The 26962-nt window shown below is 40.4% G+C and carries 25 protein-coding genes; 15 read left to right on the forward strand and 10 right to left on the reverse strand.

Annotated elements, in window-relative coordinates; all coding sequences use genetic code 11:
- Positions 1-157 precede the first annotated feature (157 nt).
- Positions 158-2365: a recombinase family protein gene (locus tag RMY32_RS06405; protein ID WP_322714660.1), complete on the reverse strand. Its 2208-nt coding sequence runs from the start codon at positions 2363-2365 to the stop codon at positions 158-160.
- Positions 2366-2443: 78 nt separating this feature from the next.
- Between RMY32_RS06405 and RMY32_RS06410 the strand changes: the two genes are divergently transcribed.
- Positions 2444-3799: a proton extrusion protein PcxA gene (locus RMY32_RS06410; protein ID WP_322714661.1), complete on the forward strand. Its 1356-nt coding sequence runs from the start codon at positions 2444-2446 to the stop codon at positions 3797-3799.
- A 96-nt stretch (positions 3800-3895) separates the two neighbouring features.
- Positions 3896-5188, forward strand: a complete 1293-nt coding sequence (locus RMY32_RS06415; protein ID WP_322714662.1) for a murein transglycosylase A — start codon at positions 3896-3898, stop codon at positions 5186-5188.
- A gap of 192 nt (positions 5189-5380) precedes the next feature.
- Here RMY32_RS06415 and RMY32_RS06420 read toward each other — a convergent pair whose 3' ends face one another.
- The 5 genes from RMY32_RS06420 to RMY32_RS06440 all read right to left on the reverse strand — a co-directional run bounded on the left by RMY32_RS06420 (position 5381) and on the right by RMY32_RS06440 (position 9341).
- Positions 5381-5614, reverse strand: a complete 234-nt coding sequence (locus tag RMY32_RS06420; protein WP_289797739.1) for a DUF3134 domain-containing protein — start codon at positions 5612-5614, stop codon at positions 5381-5383.
- A gap of 223 nt (positions 5615-5837) precedes the next feature.
- Positions 5838-6248: a hypothetical protein gene (locus RMY32_RS06425; RefSeq protein WP_322714663.1), complete on the reverse strand. Its 411-nt coding sequence runs from the start codon at positions 6246-6248 to the stop codon at positions 5838-5840.
- 259 nt (positions 6249-6507) lie between these two features.
- Positions 6508-6642 carry a hypothetical protein gene (locus RMY32_RS06430; protein WP_322691185.1) on the reverse strand — a complete coding sequence of 45 codons (135 nt, stop codon included), beginning with the start codon at positions 6640-6642 and terminating at the stop codon, positions 6508-6510.
- A 237-nt stretch (positions 6643-6879) separates the two neighbouring features.
- On the reverse strand, positions 6880-8298 hold the full coding sequence (locus tag RMY32_RS06435; protein WP_322714664.1) for a substrate-binding domain-containing protein: 1419 nt from the start codon (positions 8296-8298) through the stop codon (positions 6880-6882).
- A gap of 917 nt (positions 8299-9215) precedes the next feature.
- The gene (locus RMY32_RS06440; RefSeq protein WP_322714665.1) at positions 9216-9341 is read right to left on the reverse strand and encodes a hypothetical protein; all 126 of its coding nucleotides are present in this window, start codon (positions 9339-9341) and stop codon (positions 9216-9218) included.
- 227 nt (positions 9342-9568) lie between these two features.
- On the opposite strand from RMY32_RS06440, the gene RMY32_RS06445 reads away from it, so the two are divergent.
- The 12 genes from RMY32_RS06445 (at position 9569) to RMY32_RS06500 (ending at position 22251) form a co-directional block, all read left to right on the forward strand.
- A complete protein-coding gene (locus RMY32_RS06445; RefSeq protein ID WP_322714666.1) occupies positions 9569-10762 on the forward strand; it encodes a choice-of-anchor tandem repeat GloVer-containing protein in 1194 nt (397 codons plus the stop codon).
- A gap of 564 nt (positions 10763-11326) precedes the next feature.
- Entirely contained in the window at positions 11327-11947 is a 621-nt protein-coding gene (locus RMY32_RS06450) for a hypothetical protein (protein WP_322714667.1), read from the forward strand.
- Positions 11948-11961: 14 nt separating this feature from the next.
- Complete coding sequence (locus RMY32_RS06455) at positions 11962-12333, forward strand: hypothetical protein (RefSeq protein ID WP_322671318.1); 372 nt, start codon at positions 11962-11964, stop codon at positions 12331-12333.
- A complete protein-coding gene (locus RMY32_RS06460) occupies positions 12287-15034 on the forward strand; it encodes a hypothetical protein (protein ID WP_322714668.1) in 2748 nt (915 codons plus the stop codon). Before RMY32_RS06455 ends, RMY32_RS06460 begins: the two co-directional genes overlap by 47 nt.
- Before the next feature lie 264 nt (positions 15035-15298).
- Positions 15299-16180 carry a hypothetical protein gene (locus RMY32_RS06465; protein WP_322714669.1) on the forward strand — a complete coding sequence of 294 codons (882 nt, stop codon included), beginning with the start codon at positions 15299-15301 and terminating at the stop codon, positions 16178-16180.
- A gap of 131 nt (positions 16181-16311) precedes the next feature.
- Positions 16312-17361 (forward strand): hypothetical protein, encoded by a 1050-nt coding sequence (locus RMY32_RS06470; RefSeq protein ID WP_322714670.1) that lies wholly within the window; start codon positions 16312-16314, stop codon positions 17359-17361.
- A gap of 129 nt (positions 17362-17490) precedes the next feature.
- Positions 17491-18312, forward strand: a complete 822-nt coding sequence (locus tag RMY32_RS06475; protein ID WP_322714671.1) for a hypothetical protein — start codon at positions 17491-17493, stop codon at positions 18310-18312.
- A 54-nt stretch (positions 18313-18366) separates the two neighbouring features.
- Complete coding sequence (locus RMY32_RS06480; RefSeq protein WP_322714672.1) at positions 18367-19062, forward strand: hypothetical protein; 696 nt, start codon at positions 18367-18369, stop codon at positions 19060-19062.
- A gap of 8 nt (positions 19063-19070) precedes the next feature.
- Positions 19071-20726 carry a TrbI/VirB10 family protein gene (locus tag RMY32_RS06485; RefSeq protein ID WP_322714673.1) on the forward strand — a complete coding sequence of 552 codons (1656 nt, stop codon included), beginning with the start codon at positions 19071-19073 and terminating at the stop codon, positions 20724-20726.
- A gap of 37 nt (positions 20727-20763) precedes the next feature.
- Positions 20764-21336 carry a hypothetical protein gene (locus RMY32_RS06490; protein WP_322714674.1) on the forward strand — a complete coding sequence of 191 codons (573 nt, stop codon included), beginning with the start codon at positions 20764-20766 and terminating at the stop codon, positions 21334-21336.
- Between the two features lie 350 nt (positions 21337-21686).
- Positions 21687-21926 (forward strand): hypothetical protein, encoded by a 240-nt coding sequence (locus tag RMY32_RS06495; RefSeq protein WP_322714675.1) that lies wholly within the window; start codon positions 21687-21689, stop codon positions 21924-21926.
- Between the two features lie 67 nt (positions 21927-21993).
- Positions 21994-22251: a hypothetical protein gene (locus tag RMY32_RS06500; protein ID WP_322714676.1), complete on the forward strand. Its 258-nt coding sequence runs from the start codon at positions 21994-21996 to the stop codon at positions 22249-22251.
- Positions 22252-22333: 82 nt separating this feature from the next.
- Here the strand turns inward: RMY32_RS06500 and plsY are convergent, their stop codons facing one another.
- The 4 genes from plsY to RMY32_RS06520 form a co-directional block, all read right to left on the reverse strand.
- Positions 22334-23014, reverse strand: coding sequence for a glycerol-3-phosphate 1-O-acyltransferase PlsY (gene plsY, locus RMY32_RS06505; protein ID WP_322714677.1), 681 nt, complete (start codon positions 23012-23014; stop codon positions 22334-22336).
- 193 nt (positions 23015-23207) lie between these two features.
- Positions 23208-24494 (reverse strand): DUF3086 domain-containing protein, encoded by a 1287-nt coding sequence (locus tag RMY32_RS06510; RefSeq protein ID WP_322714678.1) that lies wholly within the window; start codon positions 24492-24494, stop codon positions 23208-23210.
- A 136-nt stretch (positions 24495-24630) separates the two neighbouring features.
- Complete coding sequence (locus RMY32_RS06515) at positions 24631-25017, reverse strand: DUF3119 family protein (RefSeq protein ID WP_194043054.1); 387 nt, start codon at positions 25015-25017, stop codon at positions 24631-24633.
- Positions 25018-25144: 127 nt separating this feature from the next.
- On the reverse strand, positions 25145-25939 hold the full coding sequence (locus RMY32_RS06520; RefSeq protein WP_322667978.1) for an MlaE family lipid ABC transporter permease subunit: 795 nt from the start codon (positions 25937-25939) through the stop codon (positions 25145-25147).
- 475 nt (positions 25940-26414) lie between these two features.
- Between RMY32_RS06520 and RMY32_RS06525 the strand changes: the two genes are divergently transcribed.
- The gene (locus tag RMY32_RS06525; RefSeq protein ID WP_322714679.1) at positions 26415-26711 is read left to right on the forward strand and encodes a hypothetical protein; all 297 of its coding nucleotides are present in this window, start codon (positions 26415-26417) and stop codon (positions 26709-26711) included.
- The last annotated feature ends 251 nt before the right edge of the window (positions 26712-26962 follow it).

The following is a 26962-nucleotide window of genomic DNA, read 5'->3' on the forward strand; positions in this document are numbered from 1 at the left end:
TGTCGCCTGACGATAATGAGCCAGTAGTTCTTCCGTACTCATGTGGTTAACGATCGCAATCCGTTTCGGCATAAGACGTAGATAGATACACTGCAACGATCCCAGCTTTATTATAAGTATTTATCCGAACTTGATATTAGGGACTTTTGCAAGAGGTCTAATTAACAGTAGCCTCAGAAATAACTGTTACACAGGCATTTACTAAAGGTAACAACGGCCCTATTTGCTCTTGTCCATTCACTGCTAAATCGCTGTGGCACAAATAAACTCTTTCGGATACACGAGAGAGTAAATCTGTCAAAATCCTTTGCAGTCGTTGTTCTTCTGCTAATTTTTCATCTTCTGCTGTCCAAGGTTCGCCTAATCTGTCTCGCAGGAAAAACGGCGCACCGAATAAAGTCGCTGCACCACCTTTCGCCCACAAAGGTGAACCAGCATCGAGCCAAAAATGCCAACGGTGCGATCGCCTACTAGATCGATATTGAAATATAGTTGCTAAGGTGACAGCTTTTCTCGCTCCACCAATGGGACGCACCGGGTAAGCGTTGGCGGTAATCGTACCACGCCGCAGTAGTTGAATGAATTCAATAATAGTTGTCTGAGGCGTTGTCTCAGCTGGGGTAATTTGTCGTAATCTGGTGTCAATTTCCCAGTAGTGTTGGGCAGTTTCTAATAATTCCCGCAATGCTGCTAGTTGTTCGTAGGGGAGATTGCTACCATTCCATAAAAAGCGCTGAATTGCTCTGTCTAAGAGAGAAATAGGACTGGGAATTAACCGCAATTCTTGTTGCGAGCGCTGCTGTTCTAACCACTGTAATATCTCACTATAGGCTGTAGTAGCTGCATAGCCGATTCGATCCCAGCGCTCGAAGGCTGACACTGGTAGCAAGTTGGGGCGATCGGGATGGGGTACAAAGCAGTAATCTGCAATCAAACCAGCACGTACCGGGTCAATATCAGTGCTGAGTTGTGAGTGCTGAGTGCTGAGTGAGGAGTTAGGAGTGAGAAGTGAGGAGTTTTCTGGTGGTTGTTGTTTCCTGCTCAATACAACCAGCATTTCTGCCACCGCATCTCGATCTACCAGGCGTCCCAAGCCGGGATAAACTAGTGCCAGCATGGTGAGTAAGGCGCGAATAACGGGCGAACTAATTAGGGGACGTTGGTCATTGAGCGATTCTACTGGGATATTTTGCTTGACGAGGATTTCTACTAAAGTATAACGAGCGATCGCATCTAAACCTGGTGCAATAATCGCCACTTCTTCTGGTTGCACTTGCTGCGATTGGATAGCATTAGCAATTACCTCTGCTGTTTGCCGCAATAATTGGGCGCGGGAGGTGGTTTGAATTGAATGCACTGTTTTTGGTAAACTCAACATTACCATCGGGGAAGTGACTAATTCCACCATCTGTTTAGTCAGTTGCTCGCTCAGAGACTCTGGAGGCGGCCCATTCAATATTTCTACCCGACAACGTTCTGCTAATCCTTCTAAATAGTTAGGATCTGCTCCCAATCCCAATCGCACCGCACCGTCAGGATTGTAGCTAAACGCGCCAACTGCACCTCGATCTAATAGCAACTCAAACAAAAGACGCGCTACGCTAGGATAGTCATCGACATCATCCGCCAGTACTGCCTGATAGCGTTTAGTTAGGTGCTGTTGGTAGTTGCGATCGCTTAATAAGTGCTGACTATAAAGTTCGGTAATAATCCCATAAGTCAGTAACCCCCTCTCTAAACACCAATTACGCCAATCTAGCAGCAAAGATGCCAAAAATTCCGGCTCTAAAGTTGTGGTATTTTCCCCAAAACCCTTGGACAAAATCTGGGCAATATTTTCGCAAGGTATACCACTGTAAGCTGCTAATTGTAATAAGTCCAAGATGCGACGCACCAAGCGAGATTCATTCACTCCCGCAAGACGTAAAATTTCTTCGTCTAATTGCGCACGCCAAAGTTTGGTTGCTAACTCTTGTTCGGTTTCCGGTCGCAATCTTACCGGAAACTGTGCTTTCAGGTTCAACGAGTTAATCAGCAACGGCCAAAATAAAATAACTTCATCCTGAAAAAAACCTAGTGGCGTCTTGGCACGAACCGGATATTTACCTAATGTAGATGTGACAATTATATCTCCTAATTCTCGGCGATTATCATCATTGGCAGCTAAGACTAAAACTCCTGGCTCTGTTTGTTTAAGATATAACAATTCAGGTACATCGCTAGTTTTTTTACGCCCTGGTTTTTTTGTATAAAATGATTCAGTATATTGTTTTTCTGATGTTACCCAATTACAAAATTGCTCTACTAAGCGAGCCGTCTTACCACTACGGCTAGTGCCAACAATCCAAACCGAATGAGAAACCACAAACTTTCTCCTTGTAGATTTGTTAGTATACCTCGTGCGTTAACTTAAGGTTAATAGTCATCAAACAATGCTGAATGATTGTCTGCAATGAAAAATTCTGTTTTTAGTCAAAAAATCTATTCTTTCTTGCTTGCTGCTTTTCGATGGTACTTACAGACTCCTGAACGTTCTTTAGATGAAGCTTACAATGCAGCATTAAAAATTCAGGAAATAGAAGATAAGCATTTCAATGGTAATAAAATAGACATTGACTCGTCCATGTACAGTAACAGTGTGATGGATTATTTTGAGTCAGACCTCAAGAAGCTATTAAAAATTGCTAGGATGCGGCTGACGGAGTTTAGAGGAAGCCGTTGGTTTCTAAATGAAGAAAATCAAAAAGCTGCCGAGAAAGCAGGTATAGAGTATCTAAGTCCTTCTTTAGTTTTGGAAAAGCTCAACTTTATCGATCGAGTTATATCTAAATACACAACAAGTTCAGATAAAACAACTTCTAACGCTTTAGTAGTACAACCTCCAAATCTACCAGTTAACTCTGTGACATCTGACGACAAATCGCTGCTCGTTAACACTCCAACATTACCACCCAAAATACCAAATCCAAACTTAAACAATAAACCAAAAGCCAAGAGCAAAACCGATACAACAGGTGTTTTACCTCGCTCTATTTTAAGTACTATCAGTCGTCTGCAAGTTGAATTAGACCCTAATTCGGAACAAGAAGTAATTCAGAGTTTTCGTCAAACTCAAAAAAGAACAATAATATCTATTAGGTTTATTTTACTATTAATTATTGTACCACTTTTAACGCATCAGATAGCAAAAGCTTTTGTAGTTGGCCCAATTATTGAGAGATTTAGAAGTACTGAGGAAATGCAGATATTTCTCAATTCTGAAATGGAAGAGGAAGCCCTTTTAGAATTAGAAAGATTTGAAGAAAAGCTCAAGTTTGAAAATCTCATTGTCAAAGCTCCTCCACTGTTACCTGAGGAGATGGAGACTGAAATGAAAAAGAAGGCGAAAGAGCTTGCTGAAGAGTTTCGTCACGAAAGCTCTGGTGCGATCAAAAATGTTTTTGCAGATATGTTCTCGGTGGTTGCTGTTATCTGGCTTTTGCTAGTCAGTAAGTCTTCTATTGCTGTGCTCAAAGATTTCTTTGATAATATTGTCTATGGACTTAGCGATAGCGCGAAGGCATTTATCATTATTTTGTTTACTGATATCTTTGTCGGATTCCACTCTCCTCATGGCTGGGAAGTCTTGCTAGAAGGAGTATCACGCCATTGGGGATTACCGGCAAATAGAGATTTTATCTTCTTATTTATCGCTACATTTCCGGTGATTTTAGATACTATCTTTAAGTATTGGATCTTCCGATATTTGAATCGGATATCGCCTTCTGCTGTTGCCACTTACCGTAATATGAATGAATAAAGAATAGGGCATTGGGCATTGGAATTGGAAAAAATTTTTGGTGTTTGATTTTGGAATTTGAGCGAGGTGGGAGAATCTTAAAAGTTTTGAATTTTCATGAAAAAAACACTTATTGGGTTAGGAAAGTTTAACAAAACTATCGCTATCAGCCTACCTGTGATTTTGTCGATTTTACTGGTGCGGATGCAATCTTTCACGCATCAGGAACTCCTTGCGCCAGAATGTCAGGTGAAAAAGTGGGATATACCAGTGTCCTTGACTGCTGAAAATCAAGATGCATTTTTGCAAAAACAAAAATTACCATTAATCCAGAGACTACCAATTACTTGTTGTCAAAGTGATACCTCTTGTCTGGATGAAGTCATTTATGGCAAAATACCAGAGAAAAAGGCGCTGATCGGTGCGATCGCTCGCAGTCTCCAATATCTGCAAACAGCTAATGCTGCGGCTGCTTATCAAAACTATCCGGTGGCTGGGATTACGCGCGATCGCGTCATCAAAAGCTTGCAAAGATTCCGCGAACTTCTATTAAAAACCAATTCTGCAACAGAATTACATCAAGCCATTGAGCAGGAATTTGTTCTTTACCAGTCAGTCGGTAAAGATAACCAAGGTTCCGTTTTATTCACCGCCTATTATGAGCCACTTTACGCAGCCAGTCGCGTCCCCACAACAGAATATCGATATCCCGTTTATCGCTTACCTCCCGATTTCAACTCTTGGACTAAGCCTCATCCGACACGCGAGGAGTTAGAAGGAGCTGATGGTTTACAAAGTGCAAAAGGGAAATTGCGAGGATTAGAGTTATTTTGGTTTCGCTCTCGCCTTGAGCCATATCTAGCTCAAATTGAAGGTTCGGCGAGGCTTCAACTTCCCGATGGAACTCAGACAACAATCGGCTATGCCGGTCATACCGCTTATAACTACAAAAGTATTGGGCGAGAATTAGCGAATGATGGCAAATTACCACTAGAAGGTATGACTTTGCCAATTATTCTCGATTATTTCCAAAAATATCCCCAAGAATTAAATATTTATATTCCGCGCGATCGCAGCTTTGTTTTTTTTCAAGAAAATCACGGTGAGCCAGCCCAAGGCTCTATTAACGTACCATTAACAGCAGAGCGTTCTATTGCTACAGATAAATCTCTTATGCCTCCTGGGGCTTTAGCGTTGATTCGTGCTTCCATTCCCTTTGTTAATCCTACCGGAAAAATGCAGGAGCGCATTATCAGCCGCTATGTTCTCGATCAAGATACCGGAGGTGCAATTAAAGGTGCAGGTAGAGTGGATTATTTTTTAGGTACTGGGAAAATCGCAGGCGATCGCGCTGGCGTTACAGTCAGCAATGGACAATTATTTTATCTCTTACTCAAGTCCAAAAATTAAACACACTGCGATTTTAATACTAAAATTCCCGACTTTTTTAGAGAAGTCAGGAATTTTAGCCTTTTGGTGAAAATGAAGCAGCCATTCCAAATCAATGGAACGCTTACGCTGTATTCATTTTGAATTTTGAATTTTGTTAGCGCCGGCGGCAAGCGAGTCTGCGAGCGTCATTTTGAATTCCGCCTTGCGCTACTAGGCTTCTAAATCCATGTCACCATCATCATCGTCATGATCGTAAGGGATATCGTCAAGGTCTATCATTTCGGAAATTTCTTCTACTTCAGTTAGATACTCAGATTCTTGATGTTCGCGTTCGATTAGACGACCAGTTGACTTCAGCCATTCCAAGAGAATAAATTCATTACTTGTACGAATTACAGGCGCTCGCTGGTTACGAGGTTCTTCACGCAAAGGACTTATAGGCATAAAAAAAACTCACTTTGAATTTACAGGTTAGCTTACAAAAACGTCAAAATTGTACATTAAGCTCAAATGTCTTGGATGACAAGTCTTTTCTCAACAGACAAAATATGACCCATTGAAATTTTGTCTCAAGTCTATTTAGCTACTTACCATGAAAATGTCCAGATGTCAGTTTTAATCATAAATATTTCAACGGATGCAATATATATTACAAAGCATTTGGTACCTAGACGAGAGTTTCATACATATCAGAGGGTAATGCAGACAGTCTATTCGCTACAGCGACTGCATCAGCTAAGTTACTAAATTGACACCGGACTATCTCTTGTCCATTTCCTGAAGGAAATCGTTTCCTAGCTTTATTAGCTACAGCACAAATAATTGCTAAAGCTTTGGCGAACCCGTCTTTTGTCAATATTCTTTCTTGAGCGAACCCTTCAACAGGGATAAGACAAACCTCAAACCGATAGCCAGGTCTGGGAGAAACAGCTATGTCGATATATGGTTTATCTTCTTTTCTAATTCGGCGTAAATATTTGGCTGTTGAATTAGGATCGTGCAAATTAGTCCCAAGGGCGTAAGTAAAAAAGCAATCTTCTGTGAGGGACTCAGGACGAGTAATTATATCCGTGGGCATAAGTTCCAGTAGTATCCGTATGTTGTCTGCGTGTATGACACACTAGACTTGTCCGTTCTTAGTAGCACATTTATCTTTGACAGTTAAGTGTATTAGTGTCACGCGAGATGTTACAATACATTGCGACTAACTAAAATTTCAAATTTTGGAATACTTGTGACATCAAACACCTTCAGAATCAGAGGGTGTAGAGATTTAGATTCAAAGAGCAGTCTATATAGTCAGTCACATGAGCGAAAATATTTCTCAATAAATAAAATCATAACATAGTTGACGCCAAACCCTGCGATCGCATCACCTGACAGCATCGGTGAATACCTAAAAGCGATCGCGATCGCAAACTATCTGAATATTTATTTATACCCATCAACTTATAAACTTCAATGGTACTCAATTTCCTATCTCTAGTTGAATCAGATAAACTTCTAAAATGCTTGACTATTACTGCTAATCATGTCTTAAATTTGCTAAATCAAGATATTTTCAGGAGTTATTGAGATAAAATTATCGCCTTAATAAATCCCCAAGATTATAAATATAATCCTGGGGTATTACTTTCATATCTTTGCCAAGATATTTAAAAATCTAAAGGATACGAGGGAGGATAATACCAAAAACAGTATTCACCCAATTATGGTTTGACGTAAGTATTCACAACATTTTGAGACAGAGTTTTAATGGCAGGGGGAAGAGGAGCATATCCCCGATTTTTAGCGATCGTGTCTCCGGCTGCTCCGAAAGCCCAACCGATCAATCCTTTAATACCAGCTGCTACTTTAGCGTCTGCGTATTTATCATAAAATAGCACGTAAGTTGCGGTAACAATGGGATAAGCATTTGCAGCTGTTGGATCTGTAACTACGAGTTTAATCCGTTGAGCATTTGCATCTTGGTCGCTCGCACCGACAAAAGCGTTTGAAATTGTAGTTGGTGAAATGGCATTGTAAGTACCTGCCTTGTTCTGCAATAGAGCAGCTTTCAGATTGTTAGCTAACTGCGTAGCATTATCCACATAACCAATTGCACCAGGAGTGGTAGCGATCGTAGTGGCTACACCTCCACCTCCTGTAGCACCTTTGGAACCAACTGGCCAAATAACTGTATCGGCTGGTATTGTTGAGGGTACAGAGCCAACAATACTTTTTTTACCAGTTCCTCTGTTCCATGTAGAAAATGCCGCCTTGAGGTGACTGCTTAAAGCAAAAGTAGTACCGCTGTCGTCACTACGATATACGAGAACGATGGGCTTATTTGCTATTGTTACGCCACCGTTATCTGCTTTGATTTTGGCATCATTCCAATTTATGATGTTGCCTTGAAGAATACCAAGGTAAGTAGCTCGTGAAAGCTTAATTCCACCAGCTGGCACGTTTAGACCAGTGGGGTTATAAGCTAAGGCGATTCCAACGGTGATTGCAGGTACTTGGACGTATGCATTTGCTGGCGTGCCAGCGTTATTGGGACTGCCACTAACTTTTTCTGTTCCTACTACGGGGTCGTCACTAGCTGCAAAAGAGACAGGGCGATTGATAGTAGGACTACCAGCTGGTACGGTTTGAGTGAAAAAAGCTGTTAAGCCTTTACCACTACCAACCGAAGCATATCTAAATGTGACAGCCGCATTTACTGGGCCGGGAGGATTGAGGCTTGAAGGATTTCCAACACCGTAAGTGTTAAACCATGAGCCTTTCGGAGCAAAAGAAGAGGTAGTTCCTGTACCTATAAACAAAGTAGTTATACTGCTTGCACCTGCACCATTTATGGAAGTTACTCCAGTTGTGGGAAGAGTGGTAGAGGTCTGAGCTAGAGATTTATGAGTAGCAGATTGACCTACTACTAAACCAGTTGCTATGGCAAGTACAGAAATTGAACTTGCTAAATAGGTCAATTGGCGATTAGGATAAAAGTTAATGTCAAGATCCTTCAAATTAATTTCCGGTTCAACGCCTATAAAATCAAAATCAAGTGTCAAACTGACGATTAAAAACAACCTCATATCTGCATAAGCAATTAGCATTATCAAGGTTATTTCTAAATTAGAAATTGACACAAAACGCTGAAAAATGTAGAGCAAAACTAAGACAAAACTTTCAAGATATAGAGAGTATGGCTCTATCGCTAATCCACCCTAAAAATGATATTTGCTAGTTAAAAGCTCTACATTCTTAAAGTAAGTTTGTATAAATATTCAGTGGCTTTAATATAAGAGAGTAGTTATTAGGACTATGAATCATGTTTCCATTAGCATTCTTCTCTTATTTACTTTTAAAAGCCATGTTTAATTTTACCCACTTACTTGTTTAGTATGGCAATTTTATTTGAATTATGGAAATCACTTTCTTCAATATCAATATACAGTAGTTTCTTACAAACTACCGCTAAGTGCGAAGTAAAGAAATTTAGTAGGATTCCACAATTTTTTGATAACTGCTATAGGTAATAGCTGTTAAATTTTGCCAATGGAATCAAGAGTATAATGTCAAGGTAAATTTTAAGTCATGGTTACATTATGAAATGATTAAAAAGCTTCAATATATTTTGGTAATTTAAAGGTGTTTTAAAAGTAGTTTTTGTAGTACAATTATTATTTATTTGGAGAAAAATAAAAACATTTCATTTAAGTACGTAGTTTTTTTATTAAGATTTTTTAGAGGCTTTAATCAGTATTTAATAGAGTTTACAGTTACTTGACAAAAAGTACGCCATCTGAATTATTTTCACTCCAGAGTATGTGACTATATTTTGTCAAAATCGTGGATTTTTCCCTGTTTTTTGTGTTTTTCACGACATCAAAAAAATAAATCATGGTTTATGCTACCTAACGAAATCATTAATCGTGTCATTCACGTTATTGACTCAGTGCTAGTACGGTTTTTGTGTTGTAGGTAAAACAGGCTTTCTGAGTCCTTTCAAATAGGGCTATACCAACATTTAAGGCATTTTATTACTCATACCTAAACTGAAAAGTTATACCAGTTTTAGGTAAAACTGCGATCGATACATAGATTGAGTCGTAGCAATATCTTGTAGATGACGGGTAAAACCTAACACATACAAGATATAGAGGTATTGGGTTGCCTCTTCAAACGCCACTTGCTTCTCTCTTTAGGTAAAAGGGAGAGGCTAGGCGTAGCTTTTAAATGCAGAAAAGCTGGAAAACCCTTCTACAGAAGTGGCTTTCTAACCTACATTTGTAGCGATCGTTTTTCAAATTGGTATTAGTCATGAGTAGCAGCGATGCCGAAGGCGGGCTACGCCTACGCAAAATCCGTTAGAACTAGCTACTATTCCGTCTCCATCAAACTTTTTTGAGGTATTCAATGAACAAGATTAATCTGCACAAACAACAACACCAGACCAAAAATCAATACCTGATTTTTACTTCTTTGACTGTTTTGGCTTCTTCATTAGTACTACCCTTCCAACAAGCCTTTGCTGCAACATTGACTACTGTTGTAAATTTCAACGGCACCAACGGAGCTACACCAAGAGCTGGTGTACTTAAAGGCAACGGTACTGATGACAATCTTTATGGAACTACTTCTGCTGGTGGCACTTCTGGCAAAGGAACTGCATTCAAGTTAACTGCTACTGCTTACACTACTCTGACCACACTGATAAACTTCACCGGAACCTCTGGAATTAACAAAGGGACTAATCCAGTTGCTAGATTATTCCAAGCAGCCGATGGCAATTTATATGGGGCAAGCTTTACAGGTGGTACAAGTGACCTCGGTAGTGTGTTTAAGTTGGCGAAAACGGCTTTTACAACCCTGACAACTCTTACAAATTTCACAGGCACTAATGGGGCTAACCCAGCAGGGCGACTGATTACAGGTACTGATGGCAATTTGTGGGGGACAAGCTCTACAGGTGGGGCTAATAATAAAGGAACTATATTCAAGGTTTCGCCAACTACCGGGGCGCTTACCACCATCAGAAGCTTCAGCGGTACTGATGGAGCAACTCCACTAGCAAGATTGCAACTGGCTACCGATGGAAACTACTATGGCAGCGCCTCTGCCGGTGGAGCAAGTGCGAAAGGAGTTGTATTCAAGTTAACTCCCGCAGGAATACTTACTTCATATAGCTTTAATGGCGCCAATGGGGCAAATCCGCAGTCTGGATTAATTGAAGTTAGTGGATTCCTCTATGGGACTTCTAAACTAGGTGGAGCCAACAATAAAGGAGCTGTATTCAAGGTTCCCATCGGTGGCGGTACACCCGTTTTAGTTGCCAGTTTTAATGGCACCAATGGGGCCAACCCAACGGCTGCACTCATAAAAGCAAGCAATGGTAACTTCTATGGCACAGCTTCTGCTGGTGGGGCAAGTAACAAAGGAGTTATCTATCAGCTGACTGGAGCAACCATCACTGGCTTAATTAGTTTTAATGGCACTAATGGGGCAACGCCAGAGTCCACGCTAATTCAACTCTCAAATGGTGCCTTTTACGGTACTGCCTCTTTTGGCGGTAGTTCTAATCTAGGAACTGTGTTTAAGTTTGTAATCTAGTTCCAAATCTAATCGGCGTGTAGAAAATGGTAAAACGTAGATTTGAACGTCTACCTCTACCATTTTTCTACAATCGATCTAAACTTTTCAAGACAGATATTTTAATTTTGGTGACTCAATATTGTTTCATATTATGTTCGCTCCGAAGAACCCTAAAGAACAAAAGCTACGCTTGGTCTGCCCTAAGAGCAAGCCTATGGTGTACATACAAGTCTGAAACATTTATAGCGCTTCGCTCAGATACCTATGAGGTGGAGAAAGTCAAGGCTTGGAAGTTGGTCGATCGAGGCTATCTGTATGAGAAGATTGAAAAAATTCTCAAAGTCGAGAGGAATCTACCAGTTTAATCTCGATACTTGCAATCCAGCTTCTCAAATCGGAGAAATTTCGTTTTAGATAAATCTTAATATCATGTTAACTTAACTTCAGAATACTGATGTAGAATATAGAACTTTACTACAGGTTTATAATTTGATTAATAATGAAATGATGTTAAAGTATGTTGGATTGTAAAATTTGATACAAACAAGGATAAATCATAGTACACCATAGGAAAATTAGCAAATGTTTAGACAAAGTTCTCACAAGAGAAACTTTTTCAAAGCTTTAACTGGTAGTGCGGCGAAAGAATCTCACAAGTTAAGACGGGCATTTAAATCCTGTCTGACTATTCTGCTGGAATCTGTACCTTTTTTGATTGCTTGTGCTGTATTGGTTAGCGTTATCAGCCTCAAAAGTCCTATCTTGATCTTTTGTTTACTGGTTGGTAGTTTAATTGCTCTCATCACCCAGCAAATTGGTCAGCAAGTGAATTTACCAAGGCGATCGCTAATATTATTACAAATTTTAGCAGCGGCGATCGTTCTAAGTTTATATTGGTTAGACTGGTTTGCAGCCCCCGCACAAGCTCAATTTTTTGGAAAAGCTGAAACCTTTTTCAAAGAGAGCTTCCGTGGTTCAATAACCAATGGTAACGATCCCAACTTCGCAATAAGTTTGATATTTAATGTGTTACGGGCGATTTACTTACTCTATATTGCAATTTCCCTAGTTGGTGTGATTAACGCAGTGCGTAAAGATGAAGATTGGCAAAGCATTGCCAGAACTCCCCTATTAGTGGTTGTTGCTGTTACCATTGCTGATGTACTCACAGGCTTTGTAATTGGCACTGGCCCTAATAAATAATTCAGATATTTCAAATGCCTCAAGAGCAGGAACAAGAATTTCGTCCAGTCAATCAGGTTCTAGGAAGCCAACCTTCACTAGGGCCAATTCCTGCCGATCAAATTCTTCCTTGGACGGTAATCGCCTTAGCCTCCTATTTTACTATCAATGGAATTTTCGGGGGGTTTTTCCAAGAAGAATTTCAAAAATGGTTGTGGACAGTACTAATGACTGGTTGGGGAATCGGAACTTGGTGGATCTTAACTGGTGGTAGGAGTTGGAGTTTTTTAAGTAAATTTATCGGGGTTCCCACTTGGACAAGAGGCTTTGCTCGTTATCAAAGCTTATTGGAAGTTAACCATGAAGCAAAAAATCGGAAAACAAAGCGTCAGCGTCGCCGGAAATGAAAGTAGATTAACACCATTTGAAGATGCCTTGCACTTGGCAACAATGCTGCGTGTTGCAATGAATGGACGTGATATTGGCGCTTACCTGTTGACAAAAGGTACTCAAAAAGATCGGTTCTGCTTTGTTTTTGGTTTTGATTGTAAGGGAATTCATACCACCTTAAGACCGGAACAAATTGATACACTTTTTAATAACATTGAAGCTGGATTAAAAGACATTCCTAGCGGTGAAAGGATGACGCTGCACTTGGGTTCTTTTAGTTCAGATAAAGAGCGCCAAAAAGAGTTAGCGGCATTAATCAGAAATGCATCATCGCGAGACATTAAATATTTGTTGATGGCGGAAAGAGCCAGAATTAAAGAACTGACTATTTCTGGGATTCGTAAACCTAAATTTTTACGGATTTATGTAACTTACACCATTGAATCTAACTCGCAACACGCAGATGATTGGATAGAAAAGCTTTTAGTCAAAGCAGAATCATGGTGGTTGAAATTTAAAGGCGATCTTTTAGAAGTAGAAAATCAACGTATTGAAACTTTGATTACAAATGCTTACAACCAGGGGTTTCTCCGCTGGGAACAAATCTTATCTAACAAGATGGGATTGGATGTCAAACCTTTGACTGCTAATGAACTCTGGGGAGAAATATGGAAAAGGTTTAATGATACGCAGCCAATAGATATTCCCCAGTTAATGACTTTAGATGAAGAAGGATTACACGAACAAGTTAATTCAGATTTAGCTAGTACGAAATTACTTCTAGACAATATCCACGGCACAACTTTGCTGATGGAATCTAGTGTACCTTGTGCCGATCGCCGTTGGGTTAATGTTAACAATCGTTATATTGGTACGCTGTCATTTCTGGAAAAACCCGGCGGTTGGCCCAATAAATCGGCTCAATTGCGCTATTTATGGGAACTGTTGGCCAGAGAAACAGTAATAGATACAGAAATTTTTTGTGAATTGACTGCTGCCAATCCAGCATTGGTAAAAACGACTCTGCAACGAGTACTGAAGCAGTCAAACATGACAACAATCCTGGCTCAAGAAAAAAGTAAAACTATTGATGTCAACGCTCAATTAAAATTGAAAAAATCGGTAGCAGCACAAGAACAGTTATTTGAAGGTGCAGTCCCGATTTATACGAGTATTGCCATTTTAGTACATCGTTCAACTTTAGAAAAATTAGATGAGGCGACAAGATATATTGAAAACTGTTTTCAACGTCCAGCTAGGGTAATTAGGGAAACTGAATATGCTTGGAAAATTTGGCTGCAAACTCTACCGATAGTTTGGGAGGGTTTATTAGCAACACCCTTTAACCGTCGCCAGCTATATTTAACCAGTGAAGTTCCAGGATTAATGCCTCTAGTTTTAAGTAAAAAAGGTGATAGACAAGGTTTTGAGTTGATTGCTGAAGAAGGCGGAACACCCATACATTTAGATTTATTTAATCAGCACAAAAATTTAGCTTTGTTTGCCACAACTCGTGCTGGTAAATCGGTGTTGGTGTCAGGAATTTTAACTCAGGCTTTAGCGCATGGGATTCCGGTTGTGGCGTTAGATTTCCCTAAACCTGATGGAACATCTACTTTCACTGACTACACAGAGTTTATGGAGGGGAATGGAGCCTATTTTGATATTTCCAAACAATCGAATAACTTATTTGAGCAGCCGGATTTACGATCGCTAGAAGCAGAACAACAGCGCGATCGCTTTAACGATTATACCGCCTTCCTGGAATCAGCGTTAATGACAATGGTTTTAGGATCGTCCACTGAAAGTCAAATTTTATCGCAAACCGTGCGATCGCTGCTCAACCTCGCTTTAGAAGCCTTCTTTAGAGATGAGGGCATCAAAGAGCGATATCGACAGGCGATGGAAGGAGGATTTGGCACTCTTGCTTGGCAGAAAACTCCTACTTTAAAAGATTTTCTCTTTTTTTGCTCGCCCGAACACTTGCAGCTAAGTTCTTTAACTGGTAGGGTCGAAGATGCTCTTAGTCAAATTCAGTTGCGCTTACGCTTTTGGCTTTCTAGCCGCGTGGGACAAGCCATTTCTGCACCATCCAGCTTTCCTACCGATGCACAACTTTTAGTTTTTGCTCTTAGAAATTTATCAGATAGTGAAGATGCAGCCGTACTATCCTTGAGTGCTTATTCAGCCGCACTCCGACGCGCATTAAGTAGTCCAGCTTCCATATTCTTTATCGACGAAGCACCAATTTTATTTGAGTTCGAGCAAATTTCTGATTTAGTTGGTAGAATTTGTGCGAACGGCGCTAAAGCTGGTATCAGAGTCATATTATCAGGACAAGATCCTGACACCATTGCTAAATCTAAAGCTGCATCGAAAATATTGCAAAACCTGACAACACGGTTGATTGGACGCATTCAGCCAGTTGCAGTAGATAGTTTTGCAGACATCTTGAAATATCCCCGCCAAGTTATTTCTCGTAATGCCTCAGAAAGCTTTTTTCCCCGCAAAGAAGGCGTTTATAGCCAATGGCTATTAGATGATAACGGTACTTATACATTCTGTCGTTACTATCCAGGTTACGAACAATTGGCAGCAGTTGCTAATAACCCTTACGAACAAACTGCACGTAGCCAAATGATGCAACTTCACAGCGATAAATATGAAGCAATTTCTGCGTTTGCGCGTCAATTAGTGGCTACTCTACGTAGTAGTTAATTAAACTAAGTAGATAGTTAATATTGAGTCAAACCATTTTGGATTTTAGATTTCTGATAGTGTAGCACTAGCGAGTTACGAGCGTCTTTTAGATTTACTGCACCCATTTTTGGGTTGTAACTTAGGAATTTTAGATTTTAGAATAGCGTCGGGGATTGAACCGAAAAACTAATTCTATTATCCAAAATCTAAAATCAGAACGGTTCAAAAGCTAAATTTTTACCTCACTATATAATGTAGTCTACCTTTTTCAGGCACAGATGTATGCAAAAAACTACCATTTTTACTTTTACCTTGCTATCTCTGGCAATATTACCAGCAGTTGCACAAATTCAGACGGGCGGATTAGGCCAGGTTTGGAGTGACTTTCAATCATATTCCCAAGATATGCAAGATTACTTTCAACATAATAATTTGAAAAATACCTTAAATCCTTTAGAACAAGGCCAGAGTCAAATTGCTATTGACAGTGCCAAGGGAGATTTGAAGATACCTAACCCCGTTGCTGCAGGACAAAAAATTCGTGATGATTCAATTAACTACTCTTATAATTCAGATGCTAAATCAAGTCGCTTTGAGAATAATGCAGCAGTACGGGGAAATTTAGTTAGTAATGAACTTAATCGTATAATTACCCGTGGAGTAGCGGTAGGTGTTCTTGGTAAAAATGGACAAATTCGGACAAAAACGAAGTTAGAAAATACAGAGAAAAGTCTGGAAGAGATTGAGGGATTTGCCCAGGATTTTGAGGGTAGCAATAATGCATTAATCGGTAAAATTCAGTCTAATATTACTCCGGTAGTACAAGGCGCCAATCCAGCAGCAAGTGCATCAGCAAATGTAGCAGCAAATGCTATTTCTGGATTGGCAGAATTGCTGGGTGCTAGTCAGTTGCAAATGATGAAAATTCAACAAGAACAAATAAAAATTGTAGCGGAAACATTTGGTCAGACATTACAAAATAATCAGGCTTTACAATATTCAAACTTAAATTTGGCAAACATTTCTCAGCAGGCGGAAGAGGCAAATCGCGCTCGGAGAGTAGAAACATCTACAGAAGCAGCGCGACTTTTACGAGCGACTTCCCAACTAGATTTGTTTGGCAGAAACGTTAATAATTTGGATTTGAAGAGAAAAAAACTCTAATCTTTTAGACCATTTTTAAAATACTTGAAATTTTGATAAACCAATAGTAAATCTAAAAAACAGTTTAGCAAGGGTGGGTTATTTTCCTAACCCACCTAGCAAAATCTCAGAAAATAGCCCAGAAACTCAAAATGCAACTTGCTATTAAACTAATTTTTGCCCAAGTAGGCATCGATCAGGTTATCGATAATGGTGCTGCAACTTCCCAAAGTATTGCCGAAGGTTGGGACAAACAATGGCTGGATTTATTACAAAATAACACCAGTAATAACTTGTATGGAGCGCTGACAAATCTGGGTATTTTTTTCGCTGTAGGAACGTTGTTATTTTTTATGATACAATTCCTCAAAGACTTAATATCCTACGAATATACCCGTCCCATATCAGCTTTAATTTGGCCTTTTATTGTGGTAGTACTTTTAAGTAATTCAGGCAATGGAAGTATACTGTCTAATTTGACGCTAGGAGTGCGAAATTTTTTAAACGGTGTGAATCAGCAAGTAGTGGTTTCAGCAGATGCAGATAATATATATCAGCAAGCACTGAATATGAGTGTTGCTGAAGAAGTAGCTGGTTCTTTACTACGTCCTTGCCAATCGTTAACTGGCGAACAACAAAGTCAATGTTTTGTCAAAGCTGCTGAAAAAGTTAACGTTCTCTGGCAGAAATACAGAGAGATTTATGGAAATAAAAGCTGGATAAATAGACTACAAACTAAGATAGATAATATTAGATATGGCACTGGCATTGTATCAGAAACCTCTTTTAATTCTCTGTTAGGTTCTACAGTGCAAACCAGCATCAAAAACTTTTTAGTTTCCTTACAATATGCCTTTCAAAATTTAATAGAAGCTACTATGTTGTTAATAGCAGCTTTAGGGCCAATAGCTGTAGGTGGATCTTTGCTACCTGTAGCTGGCAAACCTATTTTTGCATGGCTGACTGGATTTCTATCTATTGGAATCGCCAAAATTTCCTTCAATATTATCGCTGTGCTAACTGCTGCAGTGATTGTCAATGGCCCAGGTCAAAATGCTAATGTCGATCCAGATTTAATGTGGTTCATAATTTTTCTGGGAATTTTAGCACCAATTTTATCTTTAATTGTGGCTGCTGCTGGTGGTTTTGCAGTCTTCAGCGCAATTAACAGTACGGCTTCTTTAGTTAAAGAGAGGATATAGTAAATTCAAAATTCAAAATTCAAAATTCAAAATTCAAAATTAATAAACTAGTTACAGGTGTTGTAACTAGTAAGTATATGCAAAACATCATATATAATAGCTGAAGTTTTTGCAGTAGGAGGTGAGGAAATGGTGCGTTTACTAGAAAAAAGACAAAAAACAGCAAGTGTTTTGACGTTTTTTGCGATCGCAACCTTCAGTTTACATATATTAGTTTTATTTTTATTTTTATTACAAGGGCTAAATATTCGCCAACTCAGTTTGAGAAAACCTCCTAACTTTGTGCAATTAATCAATGGTAAACCAGTAGCTAATATTGATGATTTAGCAAGAGAACCAGAAGCAATTCGCCAATTTATCAGCAAAACGATGATCTCAATGTTTAGTTGGTCTGGAACCTTACCACCACAAAATATTGAAGAAGTCGCAAGCCCCAAACCAGATTTAGGAATACTGATTAACACACCTCAAGGTGGTAGCCAAAAAATTACTACCAGTACTTGGGTAGCTAGTTTTGCCTTATCAGAAGACTTTCGCAAAGGTTTCTTAAGCACAGTTGCAGAAATGACACCGCCAGAAGTTTTCTCAGAAAATCCCAACCAAGCGATGACTTCACAACTAGTAATTAAGAGAGTTTATCCGCCAAAACAAATTGCACCAGGAAAATGGCAAGTGGGTATGGTAGCCGACTTAGTTCAAAAAAATCGAGTTGGTGGTGCAAAACTTATAACTCCTTTTAATAAAGATTTCCTTGTACGTGCATCAGATTATTTTGCTAATCCCCAAGCTGACAATAGTACCGACTTGCAAAAAGCAATTTATAGTGTCCGTGCTGATAAACTAGAAATTTATGAAATTCGGAATTTATGTTTGCTAGATGACTACAACCCGAACAAAAATCAATCACAACAATGCGGAACTGGACAAACATCTGATAGTTTTATCAGATAATCAATTTCTGACGTAAAAAAAAGTTCAGTATTATAATTCTACGAACGATTATTAATGCAATTACTCAAACCAGAAAATAATAAAAAAAATAGCCCTTTACCCCTATTGGCAGTAGGAACATTTGGTTTACATCTATTTACCTTGCTGTTACTAATATTTCACTGGTCTATGTTACAACAGTTAGGCCGACAACTCACACCTCAAAGTTTAGTACAACTTGTTGATGGTCATGCGATAACGGTAGACCCCCAACCCAATTTAGAGCGGCAACCAGAGACGATTCGGCGTTTTGTGGGTGAAACTATGAGTTTAATGCTTACCTGGTCACAACAACAGCCGCCAACACAAGTCTGGGAAATTACCTCACAACTGGTAGCTGATGATTTTAAAGAAAAACTTAAGTCAGAAATTACTAATTTAAATCCAGATAGCCAATTTGAAAATGTTAATAGAGGTGCAGAGAATGTCTTAGTAATCCAAAAAGTTTCTCAACCTCAAGAAATAAGTAATGGAAAGTGGAAAGTAGAGATACTTGCAAATCAATTAATTTTTAACAGTTATGATAAATTAGGGAAGTCAGTTTCCTTTAATAAACAAATTTTAGTTAGAGCAATAGATCGACCTGTAACTTCACTACCAAATGCAGCACTACCTTCGCAGTTTGCAGCTTACCGCCTTGGAGAAGCCAGATTAGAAATTTATAATATATGTGAAATTAAAGATAATAATTGTTCTGGAAATCCAAACTAGGCTCTACCATGACCCGATACTCAATTCCTGCCGAAACACCTCCTCAAAATGGATTTACTTTAACTACCGACGATCGCCAACCAGAAGTAGAATCTGGAGATTGGGAATCGCGGATGTCAAGGTTGGTCGGTTTTGAAGAAGAATCTTCTAGTGACACCGAGGGATCGGAAGACTCTGCAACGCCGCCAGAGCCGCTATCTCAACCACAAGAAGTTCAAACTAAGCAAGCACTCTCATCTAATCCCTTTGCCAAGTTAGGCTTGGTAGGGGCTGCTACCTTAGCGATCGTTTTGGTGGGTGGTGTGTTTTTGTCTCAGTTGATGAGTGGTAGCAATCAAAAGCCAAAAACTATTGTTTCTCCACCAGTGCAAGAGCAGCCTACTGATGAATCCATATCTCAACAGATGGAAGCCCAAGTAGATACTCTCAAAACGAAATTAGCTCTGACTGAACAAGCACAGATGGTGAAAGATGCCCAACAACAGCTCAGAATTGCTAAATCAACGCCGACAGTAGCCTTACAACAACCGTCAGTTAGACAGAAAGCGATCCCAACACCCCCACCAACAGCTTACGTACCTCGGACAGTTACAGTTGAGCGCATCATTAGAGTACCTGCTTCTCAACCTTCGCGATCGCCCCAGCCACCAGTTGTGAAGCCAAATACTCAACCGATAGTTAATGTAACTCCACCATCTCCACCAAGCCCATTTGCAGAGTGGGCAAGGTTAGCAAAGTTAGGTAGCTACGGTCAAGTCACTCCTAGCAATCAACCTACTAGTAACATAGCTACTTTGGAACCTGCAAACAATGCGCAGCCGCAGCAGCAAGAAACACCAAACCCCAATCCTGAGCAAACCCCACAAACCTCACAACCGGAAAATTCTGCGGTAAGTCAAGCTCAACCACAGGGAGAGAAATCTGTAGCAGTTGGGAGTAGTGCTAAAGCTGTGTTAGCGACAGCAATATTTGGAGAAACTACTAATAAATCAGGTGGTGGTGGTGATGCAGATGAAGCGAAAAACGTATTTGTGATCCGATTGAAAGAACCACTAAAATCTACCGATGGTGCGATCGCTCTACCCGCAAACACCGAATTCCTAGCTGAAATTGGTTCGCTTTCCGAACAAGGCCTTTTGCAGATGAACGTAGTCAAAGTTATCTCGCAAAATAATGGCAACCCCACAGAACGAAGCTTACCCAACAATGCAATTATTCTTCGCGGTACCGAAGGTAAACCTTTAATCGCAAATAAATATCCCGGTCAAAGTTCGTCTATAGCCTCGATGGATGCAGGACTATTCGTTTTGGGAGGTATTGCTAAAGCAGCAGAGTTAATAAATCGCCCTGATACCAGAGTTCTGCCTTTATATGGCGGTAACCTCAGCAACATCGACTCTAACGGCAATCCTATCGAGAACGACAACAACGGCAACAACGGCAACAACGGCAACAACGGCTACGTTACTGGTTATACTACTATTACTGAGAACAGACGCAACCTTTTAGCTGGGGTTGCAGAAGGTGGTATGAACTCTGTAGTTCCCCAAATTGCCCAACGCAATCAACAGGCGATCGCCCAAATGTCTCAACAAGGTGGTGTTTGGTTTTTGCCAGCAGGCACAAATATTGAAATATATGTTAATCAACCAACTCAGTTTTAAGGGGTAATATTTATATCAATTTTAGATATTTGCAACCATGAAAAAGAATATTAATTTGTCAGGAAATAACCCAAAACATTCTTATTTCCTACCTATAGCTTCCTTAACTTTCTCGGTTGCTATGTTTTTATTAGTAGGTCGCGCTGTAGCTAATAACGCCGTTCTGCGTTCCATCTTTTCCTGCCAAGCACAAGGTTTAGGTGGACTAGTGCCTACGGTTGATGTCTGGTATCAACAAGGAACAAACTTAAGTTTTATTCCGGCTGGAGAAGTAATTAAAAAAGTTTGGTTAAATGACCCATCACAGGTAACGATGGATTTTGATGGGCCAGTATGTATGCAGTTTGGTCAAGAAGCTAATAGTAATTCAGGAGATTGTAAAAACTCCGCAGCAAATGTAATTCAACTCAGACGAATTCAAAAACTGGACATACCTGGACTTCCTCCCACCAGCAATACACTTTTAACAGTTGTTACCGAAGCGCAAGGTAAAAACAAGTTGTATACTTTTAAAGTGATATATAAAACAGATAATCCTGAATATCACACCTTAGCAATTTTTCCCGATCCTTCTGGTCAGGAAGGAGCTTGTTCGAGAGTTTTACAATAAAGTTCTAGTAAAATTACCCGATAGCCACAGAAGTTTCGCCTCGACAAAAAGTGTTCATGCTTACGTATGTCTGCATTGTAGCCGATCGAAAGCCTTGCCATAATTCCCTGCCGATAAAAAAGGGTTAGGGAAGATTTAAGTCTTTGGACAGTTTTTTTTCTTTACATAGCACGGTTAAGATAAAGCGTGGGTTACTACTCTAGTGCAATCAATTGAAAAAGGCTATAACTTCACAGATTTAACTGACTCAGGCTTTTTTAGCCTACATCTTTATAAATCTTCAGACAAAAACTAACCACAAATTCCAAATCCGTGTAAATATAAAGAAAAGCTTAAGAGGTTACAGACTCATGGTGACAGCGAAAATGATGCAACAGCTTTGGGCTGTAATCGAGTCTACCCAGGTCAACACCCTGCTCCAGTTTGACGATGCTGCTTTAGTACAATTGCTTCTCCAGCAGTTAAAAGCGAAGCAGGGGCTTGATTCCCAGGCAGATAGCACCCTCAATACTTATATAAAATCTAAACTGCCCCTAATTCGTGATACAGCTGAGGGTCGATTATCTTTAGAACAAGGCGGCAATCATTAGTCCGAAAAATCAATCAAATTATTGCTCGCTGCCAAGCATACGCTCAGAGTTCAAACAGTGGAATATTATGAATAACTGGCTAGTAATTGCCCTAGTAGCTTATCTAATTGGAGCAGCGATTGAAGGGGTGAGTACAGCCAGTCAGCTATCTCATTCAATACCAGAACTAGCTAAAAACACACAAGCTCATCCTTCAGAGTCTGACAGTAGCTCTAATTCAAGTTGGCGAGTTGTGGCCGCTATCGCCTCAGTCAGCATTTGTGGAGCTTTTTTGTGGCCTTGTCGCCTTTTCCACCGTTTGATTAAAGGCAACGTTCGTTCGTAATTCTAAAACGTAAATACAGTAATTTTGGAAGAAGCTCTCCCCTTGTGAGAGAAGAGTTTTAAGTTTGGCTTCCGCTTACCTATCATGCAGTTTGTTCGGGTTCTGTCGCTACAGGTTGTCCAATTTTTGGCTCCGTTCCCGCAAACAGTCGTTCAATATTAGCGCGATGACGCAAAATCACATACAACCCACCGGCAATCCCAAACAGAATATAGGGTAAAGGTTGATGCAAAAGTACCATGAAAATGGAAACTGCGATCGCACCTGCAATTGAACTTAAAGAAACAATCCGCGATATTGCCACAACGACGGCAAACACACCCGCTGTTGCTAAACCTACCTGCCAACTCATTGCCAATAAAATCCCCAAACTGATAGCAACGGATTTACCACCAGTAAAGCCTAAAAAAATTGATTTACTATGTCCCAGGATGGCAGCTAACCCAGATATTGTTACTAACCACGGTTGCCACAGTTGTGCATCTACTGTTTGAGGGATATAATTTTGAATTGGTTCAAAGTTGAACAACCAATAAACTAGAGCGATCGCTAATACTCCCTTTAAGGAATCAAGTACTAAAACCAATGCTCCTGGCCCTTTGCCCAAGGTTCTTAGTACATTAGTTGCGCCAGTGGAACCCGAACCAACTTGCCGAATATCAATACCTTTTAACTGCTTCACAGCAATGTAGCCAGTGGGAAAAGAACCCAGCAGGTAAGCTACGATCGCAATTGCTCCGCATAGAGTTAACCAAATAGCCATAATAAAATTCAAAATGACGCTCGAAGACTCGCTAACGCTACGCTAACAAAATTTAAAAAAGTCAAGAGGTATTACTCTTGACCAATGACCAATGACGGCAGTTGCTCCACTTGGGGAGACCCCATCGCCCTTGGCGTCTCCCCGCAGGAGTTGACCACACTGCCTCCCCAATGCCCAATGCCCAATGACTCATTTAAAAGTCATCATCATAGTTTCTCACTATTTTGGGGTCAGGGGCAAAGGCTAACCATAGGGGAAATTGCAACAGTGACAAACTGATTTGTTCTTCGGAATCGTCAATGATAATTAAAGGCAATTGATTGGCTTTCGTCAATCGGTCTGCTTTTTGAGCCAGAGCGTCAGATGCCTCAAATAATACCACACCCCGGTCTGGGCCAAAATCTGGGCGACCGATTCCTAGACAGTCTTGCAAGCCGCGCCGCCATTCACCTAATCGCTCCGGTGTATTAGCTAAGACTAAAGTACGGACGCGATCGCCATAGAGCTTGTGTAATATCGAAATAGCAGCTGAGGCAATCAGAATATTTTGTAAGCGGCTACCCATTGTCCGCAAACCACCCCTTCCTCCTTGGGTAAAAAACCAATTGGAGATTCGTTCAGCGTGGATTGGTTCAAAGGTACGGCGTAGTTGCCACGGTGGGCCGTAGTAATCTGGTTTATTGCGGTATTGGTCAATGAGGCGGCGAATTTGCTTTGTCGTATCTTGAAACTGCTGTTGGGCAAATTGGGGTATTCCAGGTTGGGGTTCAGCTGGTTTAGCCTCTTTTACAGATGGTTTTTCTCGTTCCACCACACTTGGCGTTAGTTGCAACTGCTCGGCGGCAGAGGCCAAATCCTGTAAACTACCCGTGAGATAGTCTTTAAAACCCTGCACCCGAATTGCCAAGTCTTGGGATGCACCGGCAAAAGTGGTTCGCATCTCGTTGCGGATACGTTCTTGACGGCGTTCTAGTTGTTCTACAGAAATTTGCAGCGTTTGTTTGCGTTGTTCTAACTGCAAAAGTGACTCTTGTACAATTCGTCCCAGTGAGGTTTGAGTTTCACTCACCTGTGCTTGCAGGTTTTCATAAAAAGCTTGCAGCTTGGCTATTTCTTCCTTAAGAGATGCTTCAGCACTCTGCAACTCTGCTATCCGCTGCTCTGCTTCTACATATAATGAATGATTTCCCGATCCTATTTCAGACCCCAGAGCCACATTTTCCGCTTCTAACTGCGCTACAAACTCGCCATTTGAATTTTCTGTTAGTTCTACTGTAGAATCTACCACTTCTGCACTGGAAATGAGTGGCTCAAAATTTGTGTAGTCCTCCGATGAGCTAATGGATTTTGTGTCTATCACTGTGTCTACCACTGACTCAACTGATGGATTTACTGGATGTTCAATTGCATTGTTCTCTTCTGGTTTTTCTGCCAACCGCTCATCAGTTGGTTCTGGGGTTTGAGATGCCTCTGGGTTCATAAACAATAGTGTAATTCCTATGACGCGAATAAATAGCTTTCAGAAATATTACAATTGACCTGCCATAAAAGTCCTGAGCATGAGTGCTGAGTTCTGAGTCTAGATCAAAACGACTCAGAACAGATGGCAATCAGCACTAAATACGCGGACAACGTTGTTCTAAACAAGTTTTCAAGGTGTTGGGGTCAAATAAAATCGGCAAAAAGTGAATACTTTTAATTTCTTTAAAGTAAAACAAAATGGGGACTCTATTCCAAAAGATCCGCCAGTTTTGCCATTCTTGGTACGGAAAGCGTCGAATCAATTTTTCGCCTCTGTAAATATCTAAGTCGGTAGCGGTAAATTGCAAACGCAGCGTTAACGCTTGAAACATCAGAAACAAACCAAACAGCGTGAAAACAGAGCCTACCCAAGGTTGTACCAACAATAATGGAATCGCGGCAATCACCAACACTATGGGTATATTGTAACTAGGCTTGAGTTCCACAGTTGATGTGGAGTTAGAAACAAATGAACTGGTCACAGTCTTAAATCCTGCTTTGTTTATTAGGCATCTCTCCTATTTTAGGAGTCAGGAGTTAGAAGTTAAGAGTTAGGAGTGAGGAGTTTTAACTCATAACTCATAACTCTTAACTCCTCACTTCTTACTTCTATAGCCCTATGAATGCACTGCCAGTCCCCTGAAACATTAACCAAGAAAGAAAGAAGTTGCTAACAAATATAATCAGCAAGGCAGTCACAACAGCTGTTGTAGTTGACTGTCCTACACCTTTGGCACCTCCTGTTGTCGTCAACCCCCAACTGCAACCAATTACAGCGATTAAAATGCCAAAACAACAAGCTTTAATCATGGCACTAAAAATATCCCAGATGCCAAGAAAGTTACGGGCTGAGTCGAGAAATACCGTATCAGACAGATTGTAGATATTTGTCGCAACTAAAAATCCTCCGAACATCCCCGTCACTAAAGACAGAAGGGTTAAAATTGGTAACATAAAACAGCAAGCAAGAACGCGGGGGATAACCAGATAATCAATTGGATCTGTTCTCAACATCAACATGGCATCGATTTGCTCTGAGACTCGCATGGTACCGATTTCTGCTGCAAAAGCAGAACCGACTCGTCCGGCCAAAATCACTGCTGTTAACACAGGAGTGAGTTCTCGTGTCAACGCTACAGAAAGGACTCCGCCGATAATGTTTCCGGCACCAAAGTTAATGAATTCTCGCGCCACCTGAATGGTAAACACCGCACCAACGAAAATAGCCGTCAATAAAGCAATAAATAAGGAATCTGGCCCAACTGCTGCCATTTGTTCTAAGGTATTGCGCCGATGGATTTTGCCTCTCAATAGGTGAACTAGTACTTGCCCACCCAGAAAAATCGCCGCCAGCAGCCGCTGACTCCATTCCCCTAAACTGGATTTGGATGTAGTCTGGTTCAATGTTCTGTAGCTAACTCGGTAACTGCCTTAAGAATAGCGGAAGTCATGGGAATGGGGAAGGTGGGGCCCCCTCTGGGGATAAGGGGTAATGGGGAATGGGAAATGGGGAATGGGGCATCGGGCATTGGGCATTGATTATTATCCTCTGCCCCTCTGCTCCCCTGCTCTCCACTTCCTCAAGAAGGCTAAATATTAACTTAGATTAAAGGTGTTCTCAGAAAATGAAGCTATTCTTAAATGTGCTGCAAAGCAATAAATAAGTAATACTCTTGGCAATAACCTTTATTTTGCAAGGCTTTTGTAGATTTCAACCGCTTTTTATATCCCCAGCATGGGCTGTAACTGCTAGCCATTTATTTTAATGAAAACTTAAGATTTTTGACAGATTGGCTGCTTTGGAGCGATCGCCCGTATTGTAGAAAATGACAAACCGCTATCTTGCTTTTGTCATCTCTACTCACGGAGTTTGTCTTAAATGACTATTTTCACTAACTTTCTCCGCTCCCTACTACTCACAATCATTTTTAGTTTTGTCCTTCCCATGTTTTTCGTTGGCGGCGGATTCCTCGTTCTATCCCTCATTGGTCACTTCCCCTGCTTACAAGATTTCACTGAGGCGATCGCAACTGAGATTATCCATTTTCTCGCCACCTTCGGCAGTGGAACTCCCCTACGCGGATTATTTGTAATTAGCTTAACCTGTAGTTTCGTTGGCGCACTGTTTGATATGTTTGTCTATTATCGGTATCAAATTTTACGAATAGATTCTTGAGTAGTTAAATCGCTTCATCAGGAGATTATTGGGCTGTAGAAGACAGGAAAAAGTGATATTTTCAAGAGTGAAAGCACAACCGATCTTAACCTAAATAGAGATTGGTGTTGCTGAATGAATTTTTATTAATTAAGTTGAGTGTCGAAGTAATTGATTAAATATTTATATATTCATTAGTTATTAGTGATTAATTACTGACAACTAGTAAACGTGTGCGAACGCGAGTAAAAACAGTCTTCAATCATTCAAAA

This window comes from Nostoc sp. ChiSLP03a (genome assembly GCF_034531215.2).
Lineage (GTDB): Bacteria > Cyanobacteriota > Cyanobacteriia > Cyanobacteriales > Nostocaceae > Nostoc.

What these genes read in the sequence shown, in the direction of transcription:
- RMY32_RS06415 (WP_322714662.1), top strand. Translation starts at nt 3,896, where the DNA reads ATGAAAAAAACACTTATTGGGTTAGGAAAGTTTAACAAAACTATCGCT.
- RMY32_RS06420 (WP_289797739.1), bottom strand. Translation starts at nt 5,614, where the DNA reads ATGCCTATAAGTCCTTTGCGTGAAGAACCTCGTAACCAGCGAGCGCCT.
- RMY32_RS06425 (WP_322714663.1), bottom strand. Translation starts at nt 6,248, where the DNA reads ATGCCCACGGATATAATTACTCGTCCTGAGTCCCTCACAGAAGATTGC.
- RMY32_RS06445 (WP_322714666.1), top strand. Translation starts at nt 9,569, where the DNA reads ATGAACAAGATTAATCTGCACAAACAACAACACCAGACCAAAAATCAA.
- RMY32_RS06450 (WP_322714667.1), top strand. Translation starts at nt 11,327, where the DNA reads ATGTTTAGACAAAGTTCTCACAAGAGAAACTTTTTCAAAGCTTTAACT.
- RMY32_RS06455 (WP_322671318.1), top strand. Translation starts at nt 11,962, where the DNA reads ATGCCTCAAGAGCAGGAACAAGAATTTCGTCCAGTCAATCAGGTTCTA.
- RMY32_RS06460 (WP_322714668.1), top strand. Translation starts at nt 12,287, where the DNA reads ATGAAGCAAAAAATCGGAAAACAAAGCGTCAGCGTCGCCGGAAATGAA.
- RMY32_RS06465 (WP_322714669.1), top strand. Translation starts at nt 15,299, where the DNA reads ATGCAAAAAACTACCATTTTTACTTTTACCTTGCTATCTCTGGCAATA.
- RMY32_RS06470 (WP_322714670.1), top strand. Translation starts at nt 16,312, where the DNA reads ATGCAACTTGCTATTAAACTAATTTTTGCCCAAGTAGGCATCGATCAG.
- RMY32_RS06475 (WP_322714671.1), top strand. Translation starts at nt 17,491, where the DNA reads ATGGTGCGTTTACTAGAAAAAAGACAAAAAACAGCAAGTGTTTTGACG.
- RMY32_RS06480 (WP_322714672.1), top strand. Translation starts at nt 18,367, where the DNA reads ATGCAATTACTCAAACCAGAAAATAATAAAAAAAATAGCCCTTTACCC.
- RMY32_RS06485 (WP_322714673.1), top strand. Translation starts at nt 19,071, where the DNA reads ATGACCCGATACTCAATTCCTGCCGAAACACCTCCTCAAAATGGATTT.
- RMY32_RS06490 (WP_322714674.1), top strand. Translation starts at nt 20,764, where the DNA reads ATGAAAAAGAATATTAATTTGTCAGGAAATAACCCAAAACATTCTTAT.
- RMY32_RS06495 (WP_322714675.1), top strand. Translation starts at nt 21,687, where the DNA reads ATGGTGACAGCGAAAATGATGCAACAGCTTTGGGCTGTAATCGAGTCT.
- RMY32_RS06500 (WP_322714676.1), top strand. Translation starts at nt 21,994, where the DNA reads ATGAATAACTGGCTAGTAATTGCCCTAGTAGCTTATCTAATTGGAGCA.
- plsY (WP_322714677.1), bottom strand. Translation starts at nt 23,014, where the DNA reads ATGGCTATTTGGTTAACTCTATGCGGAGCAATTGCGATCGTAGCTTAC.
- RMY32_RS06510 (WP_322714678.1), bottom strand. Translation starts at nt 24,494, where the DNA reads ATGAACCCAGAGGCATCTCAAACCCCAGAACCAACTGATGAGCGGTTG.
- RMY32_RS06525 (WP_322714679.1), top strand. Translation starts at nt 26,415, where the DNA reads ATGACTATTTTCACTAACTTTCTCCGCTCCCTACTACTCACAATCATT.